Origin of the sequence: Hahnella aquatica (SeqCode), assembly GCF_965194505.1 — a bacterium.
Taxonomy (GTDB): domain Bacteria; phylum Pseudomonadota; class Gammaproteobacteria; order Burkholderiales; family Burkholderiaceae_A; genus Hahnella; species Hahnella aquatica.
This window is the reverse complement of the sequence record NZ_OZ239144.1, coordinates 1241100-1262730: the sequence shown is the minus strand read 5'-3', so window position 1 is coordinate 1262730 and position 21631 is coordinate 1241100. Positions and strand designations below refer to the sequence as shown.

The following is a 21631-nucleotide window of genomic DNA, read 5'->3' as shown; positions in this document are numbered from 1 at the left end:
GCCCATTCATGCAGATTCAGTCGATGCACTTTCAGGCCCGCGCCACCGAGAAGCTCGCCGACATTCGACTGCAGCGAAACCTGCGGCGCCTGGCCGACAAGTTTGTGACGGCCCGCGCCCAGGCCATGACCGAGATCGACTTCGAAGCCACCCGCGAGGCTGCGGTGGAGCGGCGCAACCGCGCCATCGGCCGGCTCGACCTCTGGCTTGAACAATTCGAGGCCAATGCCACCAAGGCCGGTGCCACGGTCTTGTTTGCAGAGTCTGCGGCCCAGGCCTCCGAGATGGTCGTGGCCATTGCCAAGCAGCATGAGGTCAAGACCGTCACCAAATCAAAGTCGATGGTCTCCGAAGAGATGGCCCTCAACACGGCCCTGGCCCAGGCGGGCATCGAGCCCATCGAGACCGACCTTGGCGAATACATCCTTCAGATCAATGACAACGAGGCGCCCAGCCACATCATTGCGCCCGTCATCCACAAGGACAAAGAAGAAATCTCCGACCTCTTCTCGAAGGTCCATCAGCGGCCCAAGCTCTCTGACATTCCAGAGCTCACCCGTGAGGCCCGTGAGCAGCTGCGGCCCAAGTTCTTGTCGGCCGACATGGGCGTGACGGGCGGCAACTTTGTGATTGCCGAGACCGGCTCGGTGGCCTTGGTCACCAACGAGGGCAACGAAGGCATGGTCACCATCATGCCCCGCGTGCATGTGGTGGTCACTGGCATCGAGAAGGTGCTGCCCACGCTCGAAGACTTTGCCACCGTGGCCCGGCTGCTCACACGTTCGGCCACTGGGCAGTCGATCTCGAATTACATCTCTCTGCTCACAGGCACCCGGGCCAAGGGCGAGCCCGACGGCCCCGATCACCTCTATTTCGTGCTGGTCGACGGCGGCCGCTCAAGCCTGCTGGGCAGTGAGTTCCAAGACATGCTTCGCTGCATTCGCTGCGGCGCCTGCATGAACCACTGCCCCGTGTATCAGAAGATCGGTGGCCATGCCTACGGCTGGGTCTACCCGGGCCCCATGGGCTCGGTGCTCACGCCGGCCTATCAGGGCCTAGAAAACTCCCTTGACCTTCCACAGGCGGCCACCCTGTGTGGTGAATGCCATGTGGTCTGCCCCGTGAAGATTCCGCTGCCAGACCTGCTTCGCAAGCTGCGCGAGCGCCAGTACGAGCGGCACCTGCGTCCCTGGTCCGAGCGTGTGGGCTTGAGCCTGTGGGCCTATGTGGCGGTGCGCCCGCCGCTCTATCGGCTTGTGGCCTCCATGGCCAGTTTGTTTCTGCGCATCAGTGGGGGGCGTCGGCATCGGTTGGGTGGCCTGCCGCTGGCCAATGGGTGGACGGCCTATCGAGACCTTCCCACCCCGCGTGGGGCCACCTTCTCGGCCCGTTACCCCGGCTGGGCCACGGCCAGGTCGTTGGCCAAGTTGGCCACCAGCCCCGGGCCTCGGTAGACGAGCCCCGAATACACCTGCACCAGGTCGGCGCCCGCATCGCGCTTGGCCAGGCCATCGAATGGGCTCAGGATGCCGCCCACGCCCACCAGGGCCACCTCAGGCAGCAGGGCCTCACGAAAGCGCCGGAGCACCGCTGTGGAGGGGCCCGTGAGAGGCGCGCCCGAGAGGCCACCGGCCTCATCGGCATGGGCCAACCCTTCAACCGCGGTGCGATCGAGCGTGGTGTTGGTGGCAATCAGGCCTTCGAACTCGTGCGTGTTGACGGCCTTGGCAATCTCCAGAATTTGTTCGTCATCGAGGTCGGGGGCCACCTTCAGAAAGAGTGGCACCCGGCGTTGCAGGCGACTGGTGAGTTCACGCTGCCGACGCTTGAGCGCCTCCAGCAGCGGGGTGAGGCTTTCTGCAGACTGCAGGCCGCGCAGGTTCTTGGTGTTGGGCGATGAGATGTTCACCGTGATGTAGTCGGCCCAGGGGTAGAGGGCCTCCAGGCACGTAAGGTAGTCGTCGGCCGCCTGCTCCATGGGGGTGCTGGCGTTCTTGCCAATGTTCAGGCCCAGCACACCGCGCTTTTCCCTCACCCACTCCGAGGCCTTCAGGTTTGAAATGAAGGCCTCCAGGCCCAGGTTGTTAAAGCCAAACCGATTGATGATGGCCTCGCCCTCGGGCAGGCGAAACATGCGGGGCTTGGGGTTGCCGGGCTGCGGCCTCGGGGTGACGGTGCCAGCCTCCATGAAGCCAAAGCCAAACCGGCCCAGGGCATCGAGGTGGGCTGCGTTTTTGTCCAGGCCTGCGGCCAGGCCCACGCGGTTCGCAAACGAGAGGCCTGCCACCTGCACCGGTGGCCCTGCGGTGATGGGCGCTGAGGCGGGCAGGGCCACGGGCATCCATCGTTGGGCCCACTGCAGGGCCGCCAGGCTCACGTCGTGCGCCCGTTCTGGGTCGAGCGTAAACAGCAACGGCCGAGCGACCGGATAAAAGGCCAGCATGCGAGGGTTCAACGCGGCAGTGGCTGCCAGGTGCCCGAGACCAGGACCTCCGCGGGCTGGAAGTCTCGCTTGTAGGTCATTTTCTTGCTCTCCTCGATCCAGTAGCCGAGGTAGACATAGGGCCGGCGCAGCCGGGCGCATTCCTCGATCTGCCAAAGAATGCCGTAGGTGCCCAGCGAGGCCTGGGGATGGTCTGGTGAATAGAAGGTGTAGACGGCCGAGAGGCCCTCGGGCAGGAGGTCGATGAGGGAGACCATCTTGAGTTCGCCCTCGGGGTCTCGGAAGGTGACGAGTCGGGTGTCGACACGGCTTTGCAGCAGGAACTGGGCGTATTGGTCTCGGCTGTCTTGGTCCATTCCGCCACCGGAGTGTCGGCCGGCCTGGTAGGCCAGGTAGAGGTTGTAGTGTTCATTGGAGAAGGCCAATGGCTCCTCGCGTGCGGTCAGCCATTCGGAGCCGCGCTTCCAGGCGCGGCGCTGGCTGCGGGTGGGCTCGAAGGTGGCTGCTGGAATGCGCAGTGGCTGGCAGGACTTGCAGCTGTCGCAGTAGGGCCGATAGGCGAAGGCGCCGCTGCGCCGAAAGCCCATCTGCACCAGGTCGCCGTAGACATCGGCCGTGATGAGGTGGTTCGGCGTGGCCACCTGTGAGCGGGCGCGACGGCCGGCCAGGTAGCTGCAGGGGTAGGGCGCAGTGACATAGAACTGCAGCTGGCTGAGTGGGAGGTCGCGCAGGTCAGCCATTACGCGTCATGCCCACGAAAGACGCCCCAGTCGAGGGGCTCGGTGGCCCAGGGTGGGCCGGGCGCGTTGGTCAGTCTTGCAACACATGATTCGAATTCTGCACGCGGAATGGGTCTTGCGCCAAGTGTGGCCAGGTGAGGGGTTTCCTGCTGGCAGTCGATGAGCGGGCAGTCGTGGCGCTCGAGCCAGCGCACGAGCCCCGCCAGGCAGACCTTCGAGGCATTGGGCCTGCGGCTGAACATGCTCTCGCCAAAGACCATCTGGCCCAGGCAGACCAGGTAGAGCCCGCCAACCAGCTGGTGGCCGTGCCAGAGCTCGATGCTGTGGGCCAGGCCTTGTTTGTGAAGGTCTTGGTAGGCTGCCTGAATGGCCGTGGTGATCCAGGTGCCGCCGTGTTCATCTCGCGGTGCTGCGCAGCCGCGCATGACGGACTGAAAGGCCGTGTCGGACTTGAGCATGAAGCCCTCGGCCTGGGCCTGCCGAATGGCCTGCGTGAGCGAGCGGCGCTGCTTGAAGTCTTTGGTTTGAAGGACCATGCGCGGGTTGGGAGACCACCAGAGAATGGGCTCGGAGGGGCCCGACCACGGAAAGATGCCGCGTGCATAGGCCCGCTTGAGCAGTGCTGAGGTGAGCTGGTCGCCTGCACCGAGCAGGCCGTTGGCGCCCATCTCGTCTGTCCAGGCGAGATCGGACTGAGGGAAGTCGTCGTCGGGGCCGATCCACGCCAGCCGGTGTTCGGGAGATTCACTCATCGAACACTCACCGAACAATCGACTCGTTGTGAACCCGCTGCAGACCTGCGGCCCGATCGGACAGGAAGAGCTCCAGGGCACGGTGCACCGAACGAAAGGCGAGGTCGCTCCAGGGTATGTCTTGCGGATGAAACAGCCGGGCCTCCAGGCTCTCGGGGCCGGGCAGCAGCCCAGGGTGCCGCAGCTGGGCCCGAAAGAAGAGATGCACCTGCTCGGCATGCGGGATGTCGAAGACGGCAAAGAGATCGCCCACCTCGGCGCTTGCCCCAGACTCTTCGATGGTTTCTCGCAGGGCCCCGGCCTGGGTGGATTCCCCCAGCTCCATGAAGCCAGCAGGCAGTGTCCAGAAGCCCGAGCGAGGCTCAATGGCACGGCGGCACAGCAGCAGTTGCTCCTCCCACACCGGAATGGTGCCCACGATGATGCGCGGGTTCACGTAGTGGATGAGGCCGCAGTCTGTGCAGACACCGCGCAGCCGGTTGTCGCCCTCGGGCACGCGCTGCTCGGTTGGGGATCCACATGCGGAGCAATGGTTCATGTATACTCTCGTCTTCTTCGGCGCGGGGTGGAGCAGTCTGGCAGCTCGTCGGGCTCATAACCCGAAGGTCGTAGGTTCAAATCCTACCCCCGCTACCACCCTCTTCTCTGTAGGGTTGGCCCCGCCGAAGAACATTCCCCCAGTTCATTCCTTGTCTGGCATGGCGATTTTCAAGAGATCGTCTGGCAGGCCCTTGTCGGGCTTGACGCCCAGGTCGCGCATCATCTCGACCTGCCGAATCACATTGCCTGGGCCTTCCGAGAGTTGGCGCATGGCGGTTTCGTGGCTCTTGCTGGCTGCGTCCAGATTCTTTCGCACCGCGAGCATGGTCTCGACGAAACCACGGAATTTGTCGTAGAGCAGGGCACCGCGGTTGGCGATCTCCACGGCATTTCGGCCCACCCGTTCCTGCCGCCAGAGGTACTCCACCGTGCGCAGCACAAAGAGCAGGGTGTTGGGGCTCACCAGCAGCACATGGCGGTTCCAGCCCTCGAGCCAGAGGCGTTCGTCGTTTCCGGTGGCCAGCAGAAATGCGGGCTCTACGGGAATAAACATCATGACGAAATCTGGGGAGCGGTCGCCATGGATGCCCTGGTAATTCTTTTTGGAGAGGCCATCCATGTGGGCGCGAATGGAGGCCAAGTGCTCCTTGAGCTTGGCCTGCCGAATGGTGTCGTCATCGCAGTTGAAGTATTCCTCGTAGGCCTTGAGCGAGACCTTGGAGTCGACGATGAGGAAGCGGTCTTCGGGGAGTTGAATGACCACATCGGGCTTGCGTGCCCGGGATTGGTCTTCTGCCGAGGCATGGGTTTGTTGAACGAAAAATTCCCGGTCTTTGGTGAGGCCGGAGACCTCGAGCACTCGCTCGAGAATGACCTCGCCCCAGTCGCCCATCATCTTGTTGTCGCCCTTCAGGGCTGAGGCCAGGTTCTGGGCGTCGTGGGAGATCTTCTGCTGCGCCTCGAGGAGCAGCTTGATGCGCTCGCCCAGGGCTGAGCTGTCTTTCTGGCTGGTTTCCTTCAGGCCGCTCACCTCTTTGGTGAACTGCTCGAACTGCACCTTCAGGGGCGTGAGCAGGCTGGAGAGGTTTGTTTGGTTGGTTTGGGCGAGCTGCTGGGCCTGGTCTTTCAGGAGCTCTTGGGCAAAGAGCTTGGCCCGCATCTCGACTTCGGTGTTGGCGGATTCGCGCTCTTGCATACGGGCCTTGGTGGCGGCGAGTTCTTCGGCCATGGCTCGTTGGGCGGCCGACATCTTCCAGTTGACCAGGGCGGCCCCCAGAGCTGCGCCCACTGCAAGGGCCAAAAGCCAGCCCATTCCCCCCAACAGCATGTCCATGCGAGCCCCACTTGAATGATGACTCCAACTTTACTGCACCGCAGGGTCAGGGGGTGAGCCAGCGCGGTTGGTTAGACTGGTGGGCATGTCAAAAACAGACCGTGTGCTCAAGATGATTGCGCTGCTCAAGGAGCGCGGCCAACTGACCAAGCGCGACCTCCTCGACAAGTTCGAGATCACAGAACCCACCTTCAAGCGGGACATCGCCTTCCTGCGTGATGAGTACGGGGCGCAGATTGAATACGACCCTGCCGAGAAGGTCTATCGGCTGGTGGCGGAGGGCGCGGCCACGGCGGGCACAGGGGGCCCTGCCGGGAAACACGAGGTGCCCGGCCTCTGGTTCACCCAGGATGAACTCCTGGCGCTCTTGTCTCTGAGCCACCTGCTCGAGGGCCTCGGCACCGAGTCGGTGGTGGGCAAGGCGCTGGTGCCCATCCGCAGGCGCATGGAGGCCCTGCTCGGTGCAAATGCGGCGAGCAGGCAGATTCAAGCCCGGGTGAAACTGTTGTCGATGGCTGCGAGGCGCATGCCGGCCGAGCACTTCACGAAGGTGGTCGATGCCACCCTCCAGCGCAAGCGGCTCCAGATTGTTTACAAGGGCCGAGCCCGAGGGGATCAGACCGAACGGATCATTTCACCGCAGCGGGTGGTGCACTACCGAGACAACTGGTACGTGGATGCCTACTGCCATCTGCGCGAGCGGCTCTCCACGTTTTCGATGGATGCGATTCTCAAGGCCCAGGTGGCCAAGGGCAAGGCCCTTGAGATGGAGGAGGCCGAGCTCGATGCAGTGCTCGCCAGTGGTTACGGCATCTTTTCGGGCAAGCCCACGGCCACTGCGGTGCTGCTGTTTTCCGAGACCATCAGTCGCTGGGTGTCTGCTGAGATTTGGCACCCCCAGCAGCAGGGGCAGTGGGTGGGTGCGCAGTGGCAGGTGAGCTTTCCTTACTCCGATGCCCGCGAACTCGTGATGGACATCATGCGGCATGGGCCTGATGTGAGGGTGATCTCTCCCCCGGACCTGGCCGAGCAGGTCAAGACACGGCACCGGCAGGCCGCGAGTTTGTGAGGCGTGCGCTTGGCCGGTGGCAATGGCCAGCTACTGCATGGTTGCCGCGACATCCTCGCTGACAAGTTCAAGCTCGGGCGTCTTAAAGTCTGGATCGAACCGCGTGCCGGAGATGTCGCTTCGGTAAAGGCTCTGGCAAGACTCCACGAAGCGGCAAAGCGCAAAGAGCAGCTTGGGCATGTTGAGCCCAAAGTTGAACTGAATGCAGTGCGAGATGAAGAGGCCAAGATCGCCGTCTTCCCAGCGGTGGAGAACAGGGAGTGATCCTGCTGGACTTCGCTTGAGTGTGAACTGACAGTAAATTACAATGTAATTATGGCAATTAAGTTTGAATGGAATCCAAAAAAAGCCTCGGAAAATGAGAGAAAGCATGGCGTGTCGTTTGATGAAGCGCGTACCGTATTCTTCGATGAGAGAGCTAGGCTTATTGACGATCCAGATCATTCGAATGAAGAAGATCGATTTGTTCTTTTGGGTCTGGGGTGCACCCTGCGCCTCCTCATCGTTTGCCACTGTTATCGCGCCGATGGTGGCGTCATTCGAATAATTTCGGCTCGAAAGGCAACAGCATCCGAGTCTAAGCAGTACCTTTAAGGGGGTCAAAATGCGAAAAGAGTATGACTTCAGTTCTGGGCGACGCAATCCTTATGCGTCACAACTAAAGAGGCAGATCACCATTCGGCTCGACGAGGATTCCATTGACTATTTCAGGGCTATATCGGAGCAGGTCGGTATCCCTTATCAAAGTTTGATTAACCTGTATCTGCGAGATTGTGCTGCTCAGAACCGAAAGCTAGACCTGAGCTGGAAGTGATTTGCTCGGCCGAGATTAAGAGACGAGCGCGGTCTACGACCGAATCGCCCCCGAAATCAACTGCGAATACACCGCCTCGGCCGAGGCAGCGGTGGTGACCCAGTAGGCATAGCCCTCGTGCCGGGGAGGGCGCCCCAGATGCTTCGCGGGCTTGTCGGCCTGGCACTCCCAAAAGAAGGGCTGCTGATCTAGGGCAAGGGCCAGTTCGCTCGCGAACCGTCCCTGTGTGCTCCAGTCGTAGGCCTCGCGCTTGGCGTACTTGGCGCCCTGGTGTCTTACGTACGCATGAGGAGTTTGGTGGGTGATGTCTTCCGCGGCCAGCACGATCCGGTAGAGGCAACCCGTCTGCTGGGAGTTTTCAAAGATCACGATTTGGATCATGTGCTTTCCGACCGCATAGCAACAGGCATGTTGGACGCGGTCAGCTTAGAACAGACCAGTCACAAATGCCACGATGGTCGGCAAGAGTTGGTGGAGCGCAACCACGACTCAAATCGCCAGAAACTGAGCTCAGAGTATGGGTTGGTGGGCGTTGGGTCTGTCATCTTGATCAATAGAAAAGACCGACAGGTTTGCTCTGACCCAATGGATAGGGTTCCGTGTGTGTGGTTGTCAGAGAACCGTCGGTCTTGATTTTAATAGAGCATCAAGCGTGCCAACTACTTGCCCGTCTGCTTCTTCTCGCAGGCTCTCGCCGCCGCCTGCGCTGGATCGAAGGGCAGATTCATCAGGTCTAGAGGCTTGTCCGCACCCTTAGGGTCTGCCTCAACCACCTTGTCCGCGATCTCCGCCGAGCGCTCATCCTCATCCTCCACCTCGGGCGGGTCGTTGGCATGCTTCTCATCCAGCCACCGATCCACCTCCTCGGTGATGGCCCGACCAAACTGCGAGTAAAAACTGCTGCTCGCATCCACGATGAAGTCATGGGTCTCTTCCCTGGGGTAACCGTCTTCACCGAAGTTGTAATCCAGGCACTGAAGAAGATCCCACCCGGTGATGAAGAACTTCACCAAGGCGCCCAGTCCAAGGGGCTGGATGCTGGTGCGCTTGGCTGGCCCCGTGATGGTGTCGCCGTTGTACTCATCGACGATGCGATAGGCAATGCGTCGGCCCAGCGGCCGCGCATAGACACAGGTGACATCGCGAGTGGTCGAGGCAATGGTGATTCTCGCGATCTCCACCTCCTGGCGCCCGGTGTTGGGTAGGTACTCCCCGCCCATGAAGGAGGGGTGAATGCGCCCCAATAGCCGGCGGTCTTCTTCGTGCAGCGCGTGCTGGCTGAATGCGGGGCTGAGCTGGTCTGCCTCATTGCTCCGCAGGGCCAGTTCATAGATGTGTCGGCGGTTGGCGCCCTTGATGTCGCTCGCCAGGGCAATGCCGTGGTCCTTGGCCCAAAAATAAGACTGAGGCCGGAACTGCAAATCGATTGCTTGTGTCATTCTGATGCTCCTTGTTTAGCCAGTTCTGCAACATGCACGGGCTGGCAATTTGGAATAAATCCCCCGTCTTGCATCCAGGGGCGCGGGGCCCCTGGCGCACTTCCTTACTGCTCGATGCTTGCCAAGAAGGCATCGATTTTTGCTGCGAGTTTGGCTTCGAGGGCCTCGGGGGTACTGCGCCCCTTGTGAACCGCCGCAAGGTCTGCTGCGAGTTCATCAGCATCGACATCTCTGAACGTGACCGCAAGGCCACCCTTCTTGATGCAGGACACCTCGTACTCGCGTTGTTCGCGGTCGAACCGCCAGATCTGGAACTGCGGACCATTGTGTTCAACCGCCACGGACGTGAAACGCCCGTTCTCTATGACTTTCGCCATGGTTCTACTCCTCCGTGTTGTTAAAGAACGATTGCGGAGGGCCGGAAATGAAAAAGCCCTCTGCGGATGAGAGGGCTGACGCTTCCCGCTTGGTTACCGTTGCCGGTCACATAGCCAATTGGCGAACCACCTTGCCCGGGAAGGGCAGGTTGGCGAGGGCGTCAGCCCAGACTCTTTATGTACGTTGCAATTCTGTGGTGTTGAATTTGAAGTGTCAAGAATTTTTTAGACGAGCAAAAACAGCTTTGGCACAGCATCGGGTCCACACCATATGACGGCGTTTTGCTCATAGGTCTTGCCCAGGCTTTTTGCTACCTCGTATTGATTGAAGTGAGACATGAAGCGATCAGGCAGACTGAAGCTTAAGGGCCTTCACCTGGGATAGGGTCTTCGATGCTTTTGTTGCTTGGCGTGCTTGCCACAAATCATAAGCAGCCTGCTGGGCAAGCCACACCTCTGCCGCTCCACCGTGTTCAGGGCCAAGCCAGCGCTCAATTCTGAGTGCCATCGCGGGACTTATGGATGCGCGACCGTTGAGCACTTTCGACAAAGTCGTGCGGTCGACATCGAGTTGGGCCGCGGCCTGGCCAACTTGTAAGCCAAGCGCGGGCAAAATGTCATCACGCAGCGTTAAGCCTGGGTGCGGGGGATTAAACATTGAGTTCATGGTTGCCTCAGTGGTAGTCCTGGTAGTTCACTAATACTGCATCTCCGTTTTCAAACCTAAATGTAAGGCGCCAGTTCCCACTTTGTAGCGTGTGGCGCCATACACGACAAGGCCCTTATTTAACGATTCTGTGGGCGCTCACGGCTTGCATCCTGGCCCACCAACCACCCATCGAGCAGCGGTCCCACATAGTCTTTCCCCAGCATGTGGCCCCCGCTTGTGAGGGGGCGGCGACGGGGAACCCGTTCCCTCGCCCTAAAGCGGATGGCGAACTATGGGCTGGTTGCCTCCTGTGTGGGCAATAGTTGCGACAGAGATGGCCGTCCATGCGACAATGGAAGTATCTGACCGCTCTGGGAGTTCCTCGTGTCCGAACGCATCAACGCCCGCCTGTCGCAACCCCTTGCTGAATTCGTGGATCGAATGGTCGGTGAGGCAGGTCTTTACGAAACACCTAGCGAATACGTGCGCGACCTGATTCGCCGCGACATGGAAAGGCGCGATGGCCAGCTTTTGCAGGATGCCATTCTCGCGGGTTACCGCGACGTGGCGGCGGGTCGCGTCATTGCGTCAAGCGGCGATTTCAAGACCGACATGGCGGTACTCGACCGCAAGGAAGCCGATGGCTGGCAATGATGTGCCAGCGCCCGCCACATTCCTGCTGACCCGAAATGCAGCGCTGGATTTGCGCCGAATTTACACGCGGTCACGCCGGGAATGGGGTGACGAAGTTGCGGACCGCTATCTCGCAGACCTTTACTCGGCGATGCGCGTTGCTGCCTCCAACCCTGAGACGGGGCGGTTGCGGTTGTACCGCTCGGTGCCGTTTCTGATGGTTCCTGCGCGGCAGCACTTCGTGATCTACGACCGCTTGCCCCAAGGCATCGCAGTGCTTTCGGTTCAACATCAAGTACGCGACATTGAGAACCTCATCGCAGAACTAACCCCAGCGTTTCGCGCCGAAGTTGAGCGGCTAAAGCGGAAAACCTGATTGCATCTGCAGCGTTAGGAAGCATTGTTTCGGTTGACCTGGATCACAGAGTGATCTGCCAAACAAACGCCTTGACACTTATCGCAGACGCATAAGACACCGACGGCCGCAATTGAGATTGCACGTACTAGAGCGAAGGAACTGAAAAAATGAGCAGCTTAAAAAAACTCAAGAGAGATTGGCTTGCCGATGCGAAGGTGAAAAAAGCCTACGACGAGATGACACCTGAATTTGCCCTCGCCAAGACTTTCATCGCTGCGCGGGTCCGGGCGGGACTGACGCAAGAAGAGGTGGCCCAACGTATGGGCACCACTCAGTCAGTCATTGCGCGACTCGAAGCAGGAAGTTCGTTACCGAGTCTGAAAAGTCTCTATCGTTATGCAGAGGCGACTGGAACCAAACCGGAGATTCAACTCCAGCACGCCTAGTCGCGTGCCAACCCTTTGTCACGCTACTTGCTCTGTACGGAGCAGAAGTCCAATTGCTTGCCTTTGCGGGGCCGATTGGTTTGGTTGGGCTTATGAGCGTGATGCCCTTGGGGCTCTGGCGAAGCGCACCTCTGGGCTGAAGGTCCGGGCCGGTATCGGCTGCCCCGAGGCTTTGTCCGATTAGACCTTTTGTGCGCTCGCGCTTCGTTTTAAGGTCACCTTCGATGCCTTCTCAATCGCGGCCGCAGGCACACCCTGCTCGCGCAGCGCCTCGATGAAGGTGGCTATAGGGTTCTCCAGCAGCGCTTCATCGCGTCTGAGCCCCTCACTAAGATAAAGCTTCAGCAACGACTGGTAGCCAGATAGGCCACGAATTGGGGCGATTGCCTTCATGGATTCGACCACGTCCTTCGGCATGCGAACGGTGACCGTGGTCATCGGCCGATCTCTTTGCAGTCGCATCTTCAGTGGTTCAGTTCGCATAGATGAGGAGATGGGGTGTGCCTCGATAGAGGATGGTCTTATTCAATGTCGTTATCCTGATTCTTAATGTTTACATTGTCAATACAACGCTTGCATCGACCTCATATTAGTTTTGAGTCGTCCGGTTTGGGGATCGGCTGTTGATGCGCGGACCATAGAGAGTCGAGTTCTTCATCTCTTTGAGCCGAGCACCAAAACACCCAGCGTAAGAACGCTGCTAGACGAGCCTAAATGTCACCGTCATCGGTCTTGTTCCGACGTGGCCTTGATACTCGACTTCCCCAAGATATGTAAAAGGAGCTGCCTTCCCACCGAGCGTCTTTGCGTTTCTAATAAACAGATGAATGCTAAACCCCTGTAAACGATGTTGAATAATCTCCTTACCTCGCTTTCCATTCTCGTCTGTGGAGTTCTGACTTATCCAGCAGAAGGTGTCTGAATCTAGCCATCGATTGATACGTCCGCTCCCACCAACGACGCCACTCTGGTCAAGATTGACCATAAGGACATGAACTCCCTTGGGTCGGATCACGACGTGTCCGCTATTCCATGTCGCGGCAACAAACGATTCATCGAAAAGTGCCGGGATGTCTTTTCGATAAACCGTATCTCCTATGCCAACCTTGAGCTTTGATTGCCGCGCTCGAGGCGACAACGGCTCCGAAGAGCTAGTGACTGATGATTCATTAACTGCTGCCTCGAATCGTCCTAGGCGGAAAGAGATGATCTCGAGAACCATACTCTCGAGGATCTCCGCATTGCCAATTGCGACGTCGAATCGCGCCTGGAATACACTGTCCTCTAACTGAAACCACGCGGCGTCGGGGTCCTTTCGAGACTCTCCTATCCAGGCATTCACCGGATTCTCAAGCCAGTAGTCACTCCAGACCTTACTTGTCCCACTCTCAGAGGCCCTTGCCTTCTCGGCAACTTCGTTGAAAAGCTTAGGTCTACGAGAGATGATTTTCCAACTATGTTCGGTAAGGTCAGGGAGTTTGACCGGGCCGTGCCATCCGCCAAGTTCTCCAAAGGCCTCAAGCAAAATCATCTTGAAGCATTTGCTCATTCGCTCCGTTTCAATCGACGTGAGGAAATCTTCATGCTCCGTCTCAACTCGCTTCTCATGTTCGGACAGGTCGCCCTGACGACTGAGAAAGTGAAACCAACTTTTACTTTGTTTACGAATCTCGGCTGGACTGCCCCCCGCCCTGGCAAACTCGCACAGTGTTGGGCGTCGGGAGAGTTGTTCTTTTAGATCGAGGTAAAGACTATCCTGACGAGTCGTTGATAGCTGCCGCATGAAGTCGATGAGGGCCAGGTCGTAATTGATCATGCAGCCCGGAGGAAGATCGAGTGCTTCTGCTTGGACGTCCTCGGCGAATCTCGCAATCGCCTGATAGCCGCCACTGATTCCAAGAAGAGCTTGGGGTCGATTCAAAAAGGCCCGGTGGTTGCCTATGAAGTCCAAGACTACGAGACTCTCCTTGCTGGGTGACTTTCGCAGGCCACGCCCTAGCTGTTGTAGAAACAAGATTTTTGACTCGGTTGGCCTGAGCATCATGATCGTGTCAATGCTCGGCAGATCGACTCCCTCATTGAAAAGGTCCACACTAAATATGACCTTAAGTTCTCCCTTTGAGAGCAGTTCCAATGCCTCTCCACGGCTCATATCTGACTCGGAGTGGACGGCAGCACAGGCAACACCGGCACTCTTGAAATGTCGCGACATGAACTCGGCGTGGCTCATTGATACGCAGAAAGCCAGAGTTCTGTCTCTGCCGCGCAGGTTCCAGATTCTCAAGGCGTGGTCTGCCCTTTCTTGCGTCGATACGCGGGCTGACAATGCGGTGGGATCAAATTTGCCGTTCCGCCAAGGTATTTCTGTGTAATTGACACGCTCGTCGTAAATGCCGAAATAGTGAAACGGCACAAGAAAACCCTGTTCAATACCGATCAAGAGGTTTGTGTCATGGACAAGGTTATCGTCGCAGAGAGCCAGAATGTCCGCTTGATCAGTGCGGTCTGGTGTCGCAGTAAGGCCAAGTAGAAACCGGGGGGTAAAGTGTCTTAGCAATCTGCGATAAGTGTGTGCAGATGCGTGATGAAATTCATCTATCACCACATAGTCAAAATGAGTTGGCTCAAACTTGGATAGGTTCTCCTCTCGCCCTAAGGTCTGTACAGAGGCAAAGAGCAGGTTGGCCGCCTCATCACGCTGCGCTCCCATGTAGTATCCAGCCCTCGCATGGGGTTGAATTCGAAGAAAAGTCGAGGCTGCCTGACGAAGTATCTCCTCCCGGTGGGCGACAAACAGTATGGTCTTCGCACCCATCTGCCTCGCATCAAAGGCAGCCAGCCAGGTCTTGCCGAGTCCGGTGGCGAGAACCACCAGCCCCCTGCGATACCCTTGTGTTCGTGTCTGGTCGAGCGCCTTGAGGGCTTCCTCCTGAATTCTGTTTGGTTGCGGGGGCGGCTCCTTTTCATCGCTTCCCGGAGAGATCTGGCTACTTGGAGGCCGTCTTCGCCTCTCGTAGTCGTCGATTAATTCATGGGTAAGTTCTCTAGCCTCTGAATCTTGGAATAAGAGATCGAACTCTTGCTGAGCCTCTAAAAATGCGGTCTCTGTGGGGTGATCGATCCGAACATTCCATTCGATACCATCTTTCAAGGCCATTGCGCTTATATTGCTTGAGCCAATGTACGCGCAGGTTCTTGCTCCCTGACTATTTGGATCGACCGTGAAAAGATAAGCTTTCAAATGAAAGCTTTGGTCGGGCCTTGTAATGAAGAGACGAACATCAGAGCCCATTTCCTTTAAAAGCATTAGGTGTCGAAGCGCCTCGGGATCCGTTAGGCCCAGATAGTCACTGCAGAGAAAGCGCAGTTGGGCAGATCTATTCGTTACGGAGGCTATTAGGTCGGGTAGGAGTAGTCGAAGGCCGGTGACCTTAACGAAAGCGACAGCTAGGTCGATCTTTTGGGCGTGAGCGATGCTCTTGCATAGCTGCGGTAAGAGGGGCTTCGCTCCCCCGGTGCATAGCCGGCGTTCGCCAATGCGCTTGATTAGGGCATTTATCCAAACTTCGCCCGCTCGATCAGGTCTTGTGTCCTCCGTCTCCCAGAATTCGAGCGGCAGTAGTATGGGAATTTCGGAGAGGATTGTTTGAATTCGGGTCTTTGTTGCGTCGGTAAACTGGCGGCCATCCTTCAGCCGTTCGCCATCCCCCTTTTTGAAGCTTAGATAGAGCACGCCGTTCTCTTTTAAGGCGTGTGCTAGTTGACTAAGTATCTGTCCCAGTTCTGCATAAGGGACATGGAGGAGGCTCGCGCAGGCCCAAATGCCTTCATAGTGTTGCAGCTCCTTAACGTCCGAAAAATCCCGAACGACAGCGTCTTGTGCAATGAGTACACTTGCCCGGCGAGCCATTTCCGGAGATAGATCGAAGGCGGTTACTTGGTAACCTTTTTCCTTAAAAAAGAGGCTGTCTCTGCCGTTACCGCAGCCGGCGTCAAGAATATGCGCACCCTCAGGGAGGTAAGGTAGGAAACGGGAATATAGCTCTGACATCTCAGCAGAATCTGCGCTTCTCGAGAATGCATCAGCATTCTCCGAGTACCAATCGATCGTCGATTGTCGCGAGGGGTTCGAACTGGGATTCATCGGCCCTAGTTTAGGGGTTTCGGGGGAACGGGCTCGATGATTAAGGATTTTCGGTCCGGCAAGAGGCTCATTAGATGAGCTACCTTGGATTGGTCCGAACGCTTTAAGTCTTTCTCTTCCATCCGCAGACCCACGGCCGCACGTCCATCAAGAAGGTACTGCCCGCGGTGATGGCGAGCTCGCAGTTCGTGCGGAGGAAGTACGAGCAGCCCATCTATGGGGTGGGGATCCCTTCGCTCAATTTCAGGCAGGGCTTTGCTTGGGTGCAGCGCGATGAGGCAACCGGCGAGTTGCGAGACCCTTACGACCGGCTAAAGACCCTGGCCACCGAGATGCTTGGTGATGCCGCCAACGACCTACTCGATGCCCCCGAGGATGTGGAGATTGCCGAGGGCGGGGCCGCGGCCATGGCCTATGCGCGGCTGCAGTTCGAGGACATCACGCCTGAGGGGCGGCAGCGCATCGAGCAGGCCTTGCTGCGCTATTGCGAGCTCGACACCTTCGCCATGGTCATGATCCTAGAGGCCTGGCTGGAGTGGGGGCGGCAGGGGTAGGGGGCTCGGGCGGGTGGGGACGGGCTGCAAGGTTATCGCCAGAGTGCACTCGTATGTCTAATAGTCACCCAGGCCTGGATAGGCAAGAATCAGTAGACCACAAGCTGATGACAAAAGGCACACAGTGCGATACATTCTTACCTTGAAGGCATTTCACTGGAACGCAGACAAGAACGAACAACTTCTCTCGCAGAGAGGGATAGGGTTCGAGCGAGTGGTGGTTGCCATACAGGAAGGCGGTTTGCTAGACATTCGAATTCATCCAAACTCGAGTCGCTATCCCAACCAGCGACTCTTGTTGGTGGAGGTCGATCACTACGTGTACCTCGTCCCAGTGGTTGAGGAACAGCATTACTATTTTCTAAAGACCATCATCCCCAGCCGAAAGGCAACGCAGGAATATGCAGAAAGGACAAAGCGATATGGCCCGACTCACTAAGGAAGAGAAAGAAGTTCTTCGCGACTTCGATGGCGGAGCCTTCAGGTCGGTTGCCACCAAGCGAGAACTGGAGGCGTATCGGGTTGCTGCTCACGCAACAGCATTAAAGGATCGTCGCGTAAATATAAGAATATCGTCTCTCGATCTTGCGGGGCTCCAGGCGAGGGCGCTCCAAGAGGGGCTCCCCTATCAGACGCTTATTGCGAGCGTCTTGCACAAATATGTTAGCGGCCGCCTTGTAGAGAAGGTTCCTCAGTAAAGCCAATTCAACACCACCACGCCTGAGGGGCGGCACAGCATCGAGCGGGCCTTGCTGCGCTGCTGCGAGCTCGACACCTTTGCCATGGTCATGATTCTGGAGGCCTGGCTGGAGTGGGGGCGGCAGGGGTAGGGGGGCTAAAGGTTCCCCGCGCTAGTCATTAGGCCACATCTGAGCAGCATGAAGGACACGCAAGACCCTGATTTCTCTATCGTCCACGAGGTAGACGACGATGAATGGTGTGCCGCTAACGACCAATTCCTTTGTGCCTGTTACGCGGCCAATCCTTCCAATCTCAGGAAAGTCGATTAGTGAACCAATCTGTCGTCCAATTTCCGTATCACAGTCAACCGCAGCAACTGGATTCTTCTCGACGAGGTATTCAAAAATCTTTGTTCGATCTTCGATAGCGTGTTGTGACCATACGAGTCTCACCGGCGGTTAAGGGCCTTCGAGACACTGGAGCGCTTCTTGGAGAAGATCTCCTCAACCTGCTCGTGTGAAACAAGCGGACGAGTGTCGTTCACGGCCTCAAGCACCTTTGATCGGAACCAGGCGTCGTAATCGGCAGGCTTCAGGGTGAGTTCTATCGGAACGTTTCCCTCATTGGCAATCCGGGTGAGCAGTATTCGCATGACATCGGAGACGGTCAGACCGAGCCCCTCGAGCACCGCAGCGGCTTTGTCTCGAATGTCTGGGCTGATACGTGTTTGGACAAGAGCGTTGTTGGCAGCCATTTTGTTTGCCCTAAGAATTGCGTCCAAGAAAGTGTACGTCAATTGATTTACATTAACCATAGGGTGTCCGCCTTTCTCAGTCGGGGCTCTCAGCGTCGTCCTCGGCGAGTATTCCCATTTCGCTCGCGAGAGCACTATCGACAGGGTTGATAAAACAGACCAGGCCTGGCTGGGGTGGGGGCGGCAGGGGTAGGGGGCTCGGGCGGGTGGGGGAGAGACGCTCCAAGCGGCGTACATCAGCATTTCTGGATGGCCTTCGATCCGCCTCGACTATTGATTCTCGATTTAAACGTACGTATCTTTAATTGGTATGAAACCCGCCGCGCGCGAGAAGCCAACAAGGTCGCATATCACTGAGGACGGTGAGGCACTTGAGCTCGATGAAAACTGGTTCAAGGCTGCTGACACATACAACGGTGATCGCCTCATTCGTCGCGGAAGACCGTTGGGTTCAGGGTCACGCACGCCAGTGACGATACGCCTGGACCGAGGGGTGGTTGAGTTCTTCAGACAGACCGGCCCTGGCTGGCAGACCCGCATGAATGAGGTCTTGCGGGAGTGGGTGAAGCGCAACCGCCAAGGGTAGAGGAGTCCGCTAGGCCCGTTGAAACACCCGGATGCGCGGAGCGATCTTGCTGCGCAACTCCCGTTCACTGACCCGAATGTCGTACTCGGTCTGCAGATTCAACCAGAACCGGGATTCCATCCCGAAGAAGATTCCGAGGCGAATGGCCGTATCGGCAGTGATTGGCCGCTGCCCATTGACCAACTCGCTGATTCGACTTGGAGACACGTCAATGTCTGCGGCCAGTTGGCGAGCCGTAATTCCCATGGGTTTCATGAACTCCTCTAGGAGAATCTCTCCTGGGTGGATCTCTTCGAGTAGCTTGGTCATGCTTGGCACTCCTACCTAGTGATAGTCGACGATCTCGACGTCAAAGACGCCACTCGACGTCCAGATGAAACAGATTCGATATTGGTCATTGATTCGGATGCTGTGCTGCCCGTTGCGATCGCTCTTCAGTGGTTCGAGCCGATTTCCCGGAGGAATACGCAAACTTCGTAACTCCTCCGCGGCATGAAGCTGTAACAACTTCCTCCTTGCCGCCCGCTCAATCGCCTTGAACCGCGCGACCCCCTCGCTGCGAAACAGTGCCTCCGTATCTGAGCATTTGAACGATCGAATCATCAAAGAATATTCCGTGAAACAGAATCTGTAAAGGAGAATAATGCAATGGAGTGCATCGGCCCAGGCTCGCGAACCGGGGGAGCACAAGCGTGCAAGTGGCGATGCCAACGAGCAATCGGAGGAATAGACGGTGGAAGCGGGAGTGGGTGAAGCGCAACCGCTAGCGCTCTTGCAGGGGAGCCTCACCGAAATGGCGGATGGTCCATTGAGAGATGCTGGCCGACCCTTCTCAACCAAGTGGCCCAATGTTCTCCCTCTTTCAAAAGTCTCTGACTGTAGATACAATCGTATATGCGTTTCGTATGGTCTGAACGCAAGCGTTCCGTCAATCTGAAGAAGCACGGCCTGGACTTCGTTGACGTCCAGGTTGTTTTCCAAGGATTGACATACACCTACGAGGATGATCGTTTTGCTTACGGCGAAGAGCGCTTTATTACCCTAGGGCAGCTGGCAGGTGTGCCAGTGTCCATCGCACATACCGAGGCCCATGATGAAATCCGTGTCATCTCTTTCCGCAAAGCCACAGCCCGAGAAGCAAAAGCCTTCTTCAATGAAGTCAAAGACTGACTACGATCGTCTGATGTCGACCAAGAAGGGTGAGGCCACAGCCGAACATCCAGAGTTCGACCCCAAACATATTGTGCGGGGCATTGTGCGACGGGGGCTCAGGCCTGTCTCACCGAAGGAGCTTATCTCCCTGCGCATCGATCACGATGTGATTGAGTGGTTCAAGGCCCAAGGCCCCGGCTACCAGACCCGCATCAATGCGGTGCTAAGAGCTTTTCGAGATACATCCGCCGGTTAAGCCTCAACTGGCCTCACACCAACCCGCATCCCCTGCGTCAAGGCCGGATTCATGCCCGGCCGCATGGCTACACTTTTGCCATGGACTCCACCACCCCCACGCTGCACAGCCTGCCCGATGGCTTTCGGGCCATTGTGCTGGGCGCCAGTGGGTCGATCGGTGGGGCCATCTTCAAGGCCCTGGGCGAGACGCCGCGCTGTGGCTCGGCCTTTGCCGTCTCCCGCTCGGGCGAGGACGCATTCGACATCACCCAAGAGGCCTCGGTGCTGGCCACGGCCCGCCGCCTGGCCGAGCGTGGTCCCTTTCACCTCATCCTCGATGCCACGGGCGTGCTGGTCTTGGATGGCGTCATGCCCGAGAAGCGGCTCGATGCCTTAGACCCAAACCACCTTCACAAACTCTTTGCCGTGAACTCGGTGGGCCGGGCCATGGTGCTCAAGCACTTCATCCCACTGCTGGCCAAACACGAGCGCGCCATCTTCGGCGTGCTCTCGGCCCGCGTGGGCAGCATTGAAGACAACCAGCTGGGCGGCTGGTATGGCTACCGAGCAGCCAAGGCCGCAGGCAATGCCTTCTTGCAAACGGCCGCCATCGAGGCCGCCCGCACACATCCGCAGGCGGTCTTCGTGGCCCTGCAGCCCGGAACGGTTGCATCCAATCTCTCCAAGCCCTTTCGCAGTGCGAGCGAGGCCATCAGCCCCGATGAGTCCGCCGCGGGCCTTCTGCAGGCCATCAATCGCCTGAGAGCCAAGGGCCGGGCCTGGTTCGTGGACCACCGCGGCGAGGAAATTCCCTGGTGAATTGACGGCTTGCGCCAGTCTGGGCAGAGTATGGCCATGCGTCAGACACCACTGTCACCCAAGCGTGACACCCCAAGCCCCTTCCCCTTCGTGGCCATGGTGGCCCAGCAAGAAATGCAACTCGGCCTGCTGCTCGCGGCCACCGACCCGCTCATTGGTGGGGTGCTCATCCTCGGCGATCGCGGCACGGGAAAGTCCACTGCAGTGCGAGCACTGGCGGCCGTGCTGCCCCCCATCGAGGTGGTGGCCGGCTGCCCGTATCAGTGCCCACCAGACCAGCCCGCGGGCCTGTGCCCAGCCTGCACCGGTGGTGCGGCCACTTCGAAATCCAAGCCGCGCGCCGAGCGCATCACGGTGCCGGTGGTGGACCTCCCCCTGGGGGCCACCGAAGACCGCATTCTGGGTGCGCTCAACCTTGAGCGGCTCATGGCCAGCGGCGAGAAAGTCTTTGAGCCGGGGTTGCTCGCCAAGGCCAACCGCGGCTTTCTCTACATCGATGAGATCAACCTGCTCGAAGACCACCTGGTGGATCTCCTCATTGATGTGGCCGCCTCGGGCGAGAACCGTGTGGAGCGCGAAGGCCTGAGCGTCTGCCACCCCGCACGCTTTGTGCTGGTGGGCAGTGGCAACCCGGAAGAGGGCGAGCTGCGCCCGCAACTGCTCGATCGCTTTGGCCTGGCCGTGGAGGTGCGCACCCCCACCGACCTTCAACAACGTGTAGAGGTCGTGCGCCGCCGCGAGGCCTACGACCGAGACCCGGCCGCCTTTGTGGCTGCACAGGCCGCCGAGCAGCAGGCCCTGCAAGACCAGCTCGTGGCCGCACGCAAGCGCCTGCCCAAGGTCACGCTCTCCGATGAAGTGCTCGCCAGCGCAGCCCAGCTCTGCATGTCGCTCGGCACCGATGGCCTTCGCGGTGAGCTGAGCCTCATGCGTGCAGCCAAGGCGCTCGCAGCCCTTCGCAATGCCCGCAAGGCCACGGTGGCGCACTTGAAGGAAGTGGCCCCGCTGGTGCTTCGCCATCGCCTGCGCCGAGACCCATTGGATGACACCGACGCCAGCCAACGGGTGATGCTCGCGCTGGAGTCGATCTGATCGACGCGGCCGAGATCGA

The 21631-nt window shown here is 58.5% G+C and carries 30 protein-coding genes, 1 tRNA gene and 1 riboswitch; of the genes, 16 read left to right on the top strand and 15 right to left on the bottom strand.

The features are described from left to right. Nucleotides 1-8: 8 nt before the first annotated feature. Nucleotides 9-1454, top strand: a complete 1446-nt coding sequence (locus AC8GDA_RS06555) for a LutB/LldF family L-lactate oxidation iron-sulfur protein (RefSeq protein ID WP_506555732.1) — start codon at nucleotides 9-11, stop codon at nucleotides 1452-1454. Here AC8GDA_RS06555 and AC8GDA_RS06550 read toward each other — a convergent pair. Genes AC8GDA_RS06550 through AC8GDA_RS06535 form a run of 4 tightly spaced genes read right to left on the bottom strand, consistent with a single transcriptional unit; the run spans nucleotide 1391 to nucleotide 4473 of the window. Next, a complete protein-coding gene (locus tag AC8GDA_RS06550; protein WP_506555731.1) occupies nucleotides 1391-2443 on the bottom strand; it encodes a quinone-dependent dihydroorotate dehydrogenase in 1053 nt (350 codons plus the stop codon). The two genes, AC8GDA_RS06555 and AC8GDA_RS06550, sit on opposite strands and share 64 nt — an antisense overlap. Nucleotides 2444-2451: 8 nt before the next feature. Next, the gene (locus AC8GDA_RS06545) at nucleotides 2452-3183 is read right to left on the bottom strand and encodes an arginyltransferase (protein ID WP_506555730.1); all 732 of its coding nucleotides are present in this window, start codon (nucleotides 3181-3183) and stop codon (nucleotides 2452-2454) included. Next, nucleotides 3183-3935, bottom strand: coding sequence for a leucyl/phenylalanyl-tRNA--protein transferase (gene aat, locus AC8GDA_RS06540; protein WP_506555729.1), 753 nt, complete (start codon nucleotides 3933-3935; stop codon nucleotides 3183-3185). The genes AC8GDA_RS06545 and aat overlap by 1 nt, the downstream gene beginning before the upstream one ends. 7 nt (nucleotides 3936-3942) lie before the next feature. After that, nucleotides 3943-4473, bottom strand: coding sequence for an NUDIX hydrolase (locus AC8GDA_RS06535; protein ID WP_506555728.1), 531 nt, complete (start codon nucleotides 4471-4473; stop codon nucleotides 3943-3945). A 21-nt stretch (nucleotides 4474-4494) separates the two neighbouring features. On the opposite strand from AC8GDA_RS06535, the gene AC8GDA_RS06530 reads away from it, so the two are divergent. After that, a tRNA-Met gene (locus AC8GDA_RS06530) sits at nucleotides 4495-4571 on the top strand. 46 nt (nucleotides 4572-4617) lie between these two features. Here the strand turns inward: AC8GDA_RS06530 and AC8GDA_RS06525 are convergent. After that, nucleotides 4618-5808, bottom strand: coding sequence for a DNA recombination protein RmuC (locus AC8GDA_RS06525; protein ID WP_506555727.1), 1191 nt, complete (start codon nucleotides 5806-5808; stop codon nucleotides 4618-4620). 85 nt (nucleotides 5809-5893) lie between these two features. On the opposite strand from AC8GDA_RS06525, the gene AC8GDA_RS06520 reads away from it, so the two are divergent. From AC8GDA_RS06520 to AC8GDA_RS06505, 4 genes are read left to right on the top strand one after another with little or no spacing between them, the layout of a single operon-like run. Next, a complete protein-coding gene (locus AC8GDA_RS06520) occupies nucleotides 5894-6877 on the top strand; it encodes a helix-turn-helix transcriptional regulator (RefSeq protein WP_506555726.1) in 984 nt (327 codons plus the stop codon). A gap of 9 nt (nucleotides 6878-6886) precedes the next feature. Further along, complete coding sequence (locus tag AC8GDA_RS06515; RefSeq protein WP_506555725.1) at nucleotides 6887-7141, top strand: hypothetical protein; 255 nt, start codon at nucleotides 6887-6889, stop codon at nucleotides 7139-7141. A gap of 51 nt (nucleotides 7142-7192) precedes the next feature. Beyond that, nucleotides 7193-7471, top strand: a complete 279-nt coding sequence (locus AC8GDA_RS06510) for a BrnT family toxin (protein ID WP_506555724.1) — start codon at nucleotides 7193-7195, stop codon at nucleotides 7469-7471. A gap of 10 nt (nucleotides 7472-7481) precedes the next feature. Next, nucleotides 7482-7691 (top strand): BrnA antitoxin family protein, encoded by a 210-nt coding sequence (locus tag AC8GDA_RS06505; RefSeq protein WP_506555723.1) that lies wholly within the window; start codon nucleotides 7482-7484, stop codon nucleotides 7689-7691. 33 nt (nucleotides 7692-7724) lie between these two features. On the opposite strand, the gene AC8GDA_RS06500 is transcribed toward AC8GDA_RS06505, so the two are convergent. The 4 genes from AC8GDA_RS06500 to AC8GDA_RS06485 all read right to left on the bottom strand — a co-directional run bounded on the left by AC8GDA_RS06500 (nucleotide 7725) and on the right by AC8GDA_RS06485 (nucleotide 10174). Beyond that, nucleotides 7725-8072, bottom strand: coding sequence for a hypothetical protein (locus tag AC8GDA_RS06500; RefSeq protein ID WP_506555722.1), 348 nt, complete (start codon nucleotides 8070-8072; stop codon nucleotides 7725-7727). A gap of 278 nt (nucleotides 8073-8350) precedes the next feature. Further along, a complete protein-coding gene (locus tag AC8GDA_RS06495) occupies nucleotides 8351-9130 on the bottom strand; it encodes a hypothetical protein (RefSeq protein ID WP_506555721.1) in 780 nt (259 codons plus the stop codon). 104 nt (nucleotides 9131-9234) lie between these two features. Next, a complete protein-coding gene (locus tag AC8GDA_RS06490) occupies nucleotides 9235-9507 on the bottom strand; it encodes a hypothetical protein (RefSeq protein ID WP_506555720.1) in 273 nt (90 codons plus the stop codon). A gap of 79 nt (nucleotides 9508-9586) precedes the next feature. Further along, a riboswitch (SAM-I-IV-variant riboswitch) is annotated at nucleotides 9587-9693 on the bottom strand. Between the two features lie 160 nt (nucleotides 9694-9853). Further along, complete coding sequence (locus AC8GDA_RS06485) at nucleotides 9854-10174, bottom strand: HigA family addiction module antitoxin (RefSeq protein WP_506555719.1); 321 nt, start codon at nucleotides 10172-10174, stop codon at nucleotides 9854-9856. A 366-nt stretch (nucleotides 10175-10540) separates the two neighbouring features. Here AC8GDA_RS06485 and AC8GDA_RS06480 point away from each other — a divergent pair, with 366 nt between their 5' ends. The 3 genes from AC8GDA_RS06480 to AC8GDA_RS06470 all read left to right on the top strand — a co-directional run bounded on the left by AC8GDA_RS06480 (nucleotide 10541) and on the right by AC8GDA_RS06470 (nucleotide 11593). Further along, nucleotides 10541-10810: a ribbon-helix-helix domain-containing protein gene (locus tag AC8GDA_RS06480; RefSeq protein ID WP_506555718.1), complete on the top strand. Its 270-nt coding sequence runs from the start codon at nucleotides 10541-10543 to the stop codon at nucleotides 10808-10810. After that, nucleotides 10797-11165 carry a type II toxin-antitoxin system RelE/ParE family toxin gene (locus AC8GDA_RS06475; RefSeq protein ID WP_506555717.1) on the top strand — a complete coding sequence of 123 codons (369 nt, stop codon included), beginning with the start codon at nucleotides 10797-10799 and terminating at the stop codon, nucleotides 11163-11165. The genes AC8GDA_RS06480 and AC8GDA_RS06475 overlap by 14 nt, the downstream gene beginning before the upstream one ends. 149 nt (nucleotides 11166-11314) lie before the next feature. Beyond that, nucleotides 11315-11593 carry a helix-turn-helix domain-containing protein gene (locus AC8GDA_RS06470; protein WP_506555716.1) on the top strand — a complete coding sequence of 93 codons (279 nt, stop codon included), beginning with the start codon at nucleotides 11315-11317 and terminating at the stop codon, nucleotides 11591-11593. 180 nt (nucleotides 11594-11773) lie between these two features. On the opposite strand, the gene AC8GDA_RS06465 is transcribed toward AC8GDA_RS06470, so the two are convergent. Together AC8GDA_RS06465 and AC8GDA_RS06460 are read right to left on the bottom strand one after the other, a co-directional pair. Continuing rightward, entirely contained in the window at nucleotides 11774-12031 is a 258-nt protein-coding gene (locus AC8GDA_RS06465) for a hypothetical protein (RefSeq protein ID WP_506555715.1), read from the bottom strand. Between the two features lie 262 nt (nucleotides 12032-12293). After that, complete coding sequence (locus AC8GDA_RS06460; RefSeq protein ID WP_506555714.1) at nucleotides 12294-15737, bottom strand: DUF3427 domain-containing protein; 3444 nt, start codon at nucleotides 15735-15737, stop codon at nucleotides 12294-12296. Between the two features lie 167 nt (nucleotides 15738-15904). On the opposite strand from AC8GDA_RS06460, the gene AC8GDA_RS06455 reads away from it, so the two are divergent. Then, nucleotides 15905-16291 (top strand): hypothetical protein, encoded by a 387-nt coding sequence (locus tag AC8GDA_RS06455; RefSeq protein WP_506555713.1) that lies wholly within the window; start codon nucleotides 15905-15907, stop codon nucleotides 16289-16291. A gap of 422 nt (nucleotides 16292-16713) precedes the next feature. Then, entirely contained in the window at nucleotides 16714-16989 is a 276-nt protein-coding gene (locus AC8GDA_RS06450) for a hypothetical protein (protein ID WP_506555712.1), read from the top strand. Nucleotides 16990-17142: 153 nt separating this feature from the next. Here AC8GDA_RS06450 and AC8GDA_RS06445 read toward each other — a convergent pair whose 3' ends face one another. After that, nucleotides 17143-17424: a type II toxin-antitoxin system RelE/ParE family toxin gene (locus AC8GDA_RS06445; RefSeq protein WP_506555711.1), complete on the bottom strand. Its 282-nt coding sequence runs from the start codon at nucleotides 17422-17424 to the stop codon at nucleotides 17143-17145. After that, nucleotides 17421-17726: a type II toxin-antitoxin system RelB/DinJ family antitoxin gene (locus AC8GDA_RS06440; protein WP_506555710.1), complete on the bottom strand. Its 306-nt coding sequence runs from the start codon at nucleotides 17724-17726 to the stop codon at nucleotides 17421-17423. Before AC8GDA_RS06440 ends, AC8GDA_RS06445 begins: the two co-directional genes overlap by 4 nt. A 310-nt stretch (nucleotides 17727-18036) precedes the next feature. Here AC8GDA_RS06440 and AC8GDA_RS06435 point away from each other — a divergent pair, with 310 nt between their 5' ends. Further along, on the top strand, nucleotides 18037-18312 hold the full coding sequence (locus AC8GDA_RS06435; RefSeq protein ID WP_506555709.1) for a BrnA antitoxin family protein: 276 nt from the start codon (nucleotides 18037-18039) through the stop codon (nucleotides 18310-18312). A gap of 9 nt (nucleotides 18313-18321) precedes the next feature. Here AC8GDA_RS06435 and AC8GDA_RS06430 read toward each other — a convergent pair whose 3' ends face one another. Together AC8GDA_RS06430 and AC8GDA_RS06425 are read right to left on the bottom strand one after the other, a co-directional pair. Continuing rightward, the gene (locus AC8GDA_RS06430; RefSeq protein WP_506555708.1) at nucleotides 18322-18621 is read right to left on the bottom strand and encodes a HigA family addiction module antitoxin; all 300 of its coding nucleotides are present in this window, start codon (nucleotides 18619-18621) and stop codon (nucleotides 18322-18324) included. 15 nt (nucleotides 18622-18636) lie between these two features. Next, nucleotides 18637-18918, bottom strand: coding sequence for a type II toxin-antitoxin system RelE/ParE family toxin (locus AC8GDA_RS06425; protein WP_506555707.1), 282 nt, complete (start codon nucleotides 18916-18918; stop codon nucleotides 18637-18639). 288 nt (nucleotides 18919-19206) lie between these two features. On the opposite strand from AC8GDA_RS06425, the gene AC8GDA_RS06420 reads away from it, so the two are divergent. The 4 genes from AC8GDA_RS06420 to bchI all read left to right on the top strand — a co-directional run bounded on the left by AC8GDA_RS06420 (nucleotide 19207) and on the right by bchI (nucleotide 21612). Further along, nucleotides 19207-19482: a BrnT family toxin gene (locus AC8GDA_RS06420; RefSeq protein ID WP_506555706.1), complete on the top strand. Its 276-nt coding sequence runs from the start codon at nucleotides 19207-19209 to the stop codon at nucleotides 19480-19482. A 13-nt stretch (nucleotides 19483-19495) separates the two neighbouring features. Beyond that, a complete protein-coding gene (locus AC8GDA_RS06415) occupies nucleotides 19496-19720 on the top strand; it encodes a BrnA antitoxin family protein (protein ID WP_506555705.1) in 225 nt (74 codons plus the stop codon). An 80-nt stretch (nucleotides 19721-19800) separates the two neighbouring features. After that, nucleotides 19801-20520, top strand: a complete 720-nt coding sequence (locus AC8GDA_RS06410) for an SDR family NAD(P)-dependent oxidoreductase (protein WP_506555704.1) — start codon at nucleotides 19801-19803, stop codon at nucleotides 20518-20520. Between the two features lie 36 nt (nucleotides 20521-20556). Continuing rightward, a complete protein-coding gene (gene bchI, locus AC8GDA_RS06405) occupies nucleotides 20557-21612 on the top strand; it encodes a magnesium chelatase ATPase subunit I (protein WP_506555703.1) in 1056 nt (351 codons plus the stop codon). The last annotated feature ends 19 nt before the right edge of the window (nucleotides 21613-21631 follow it).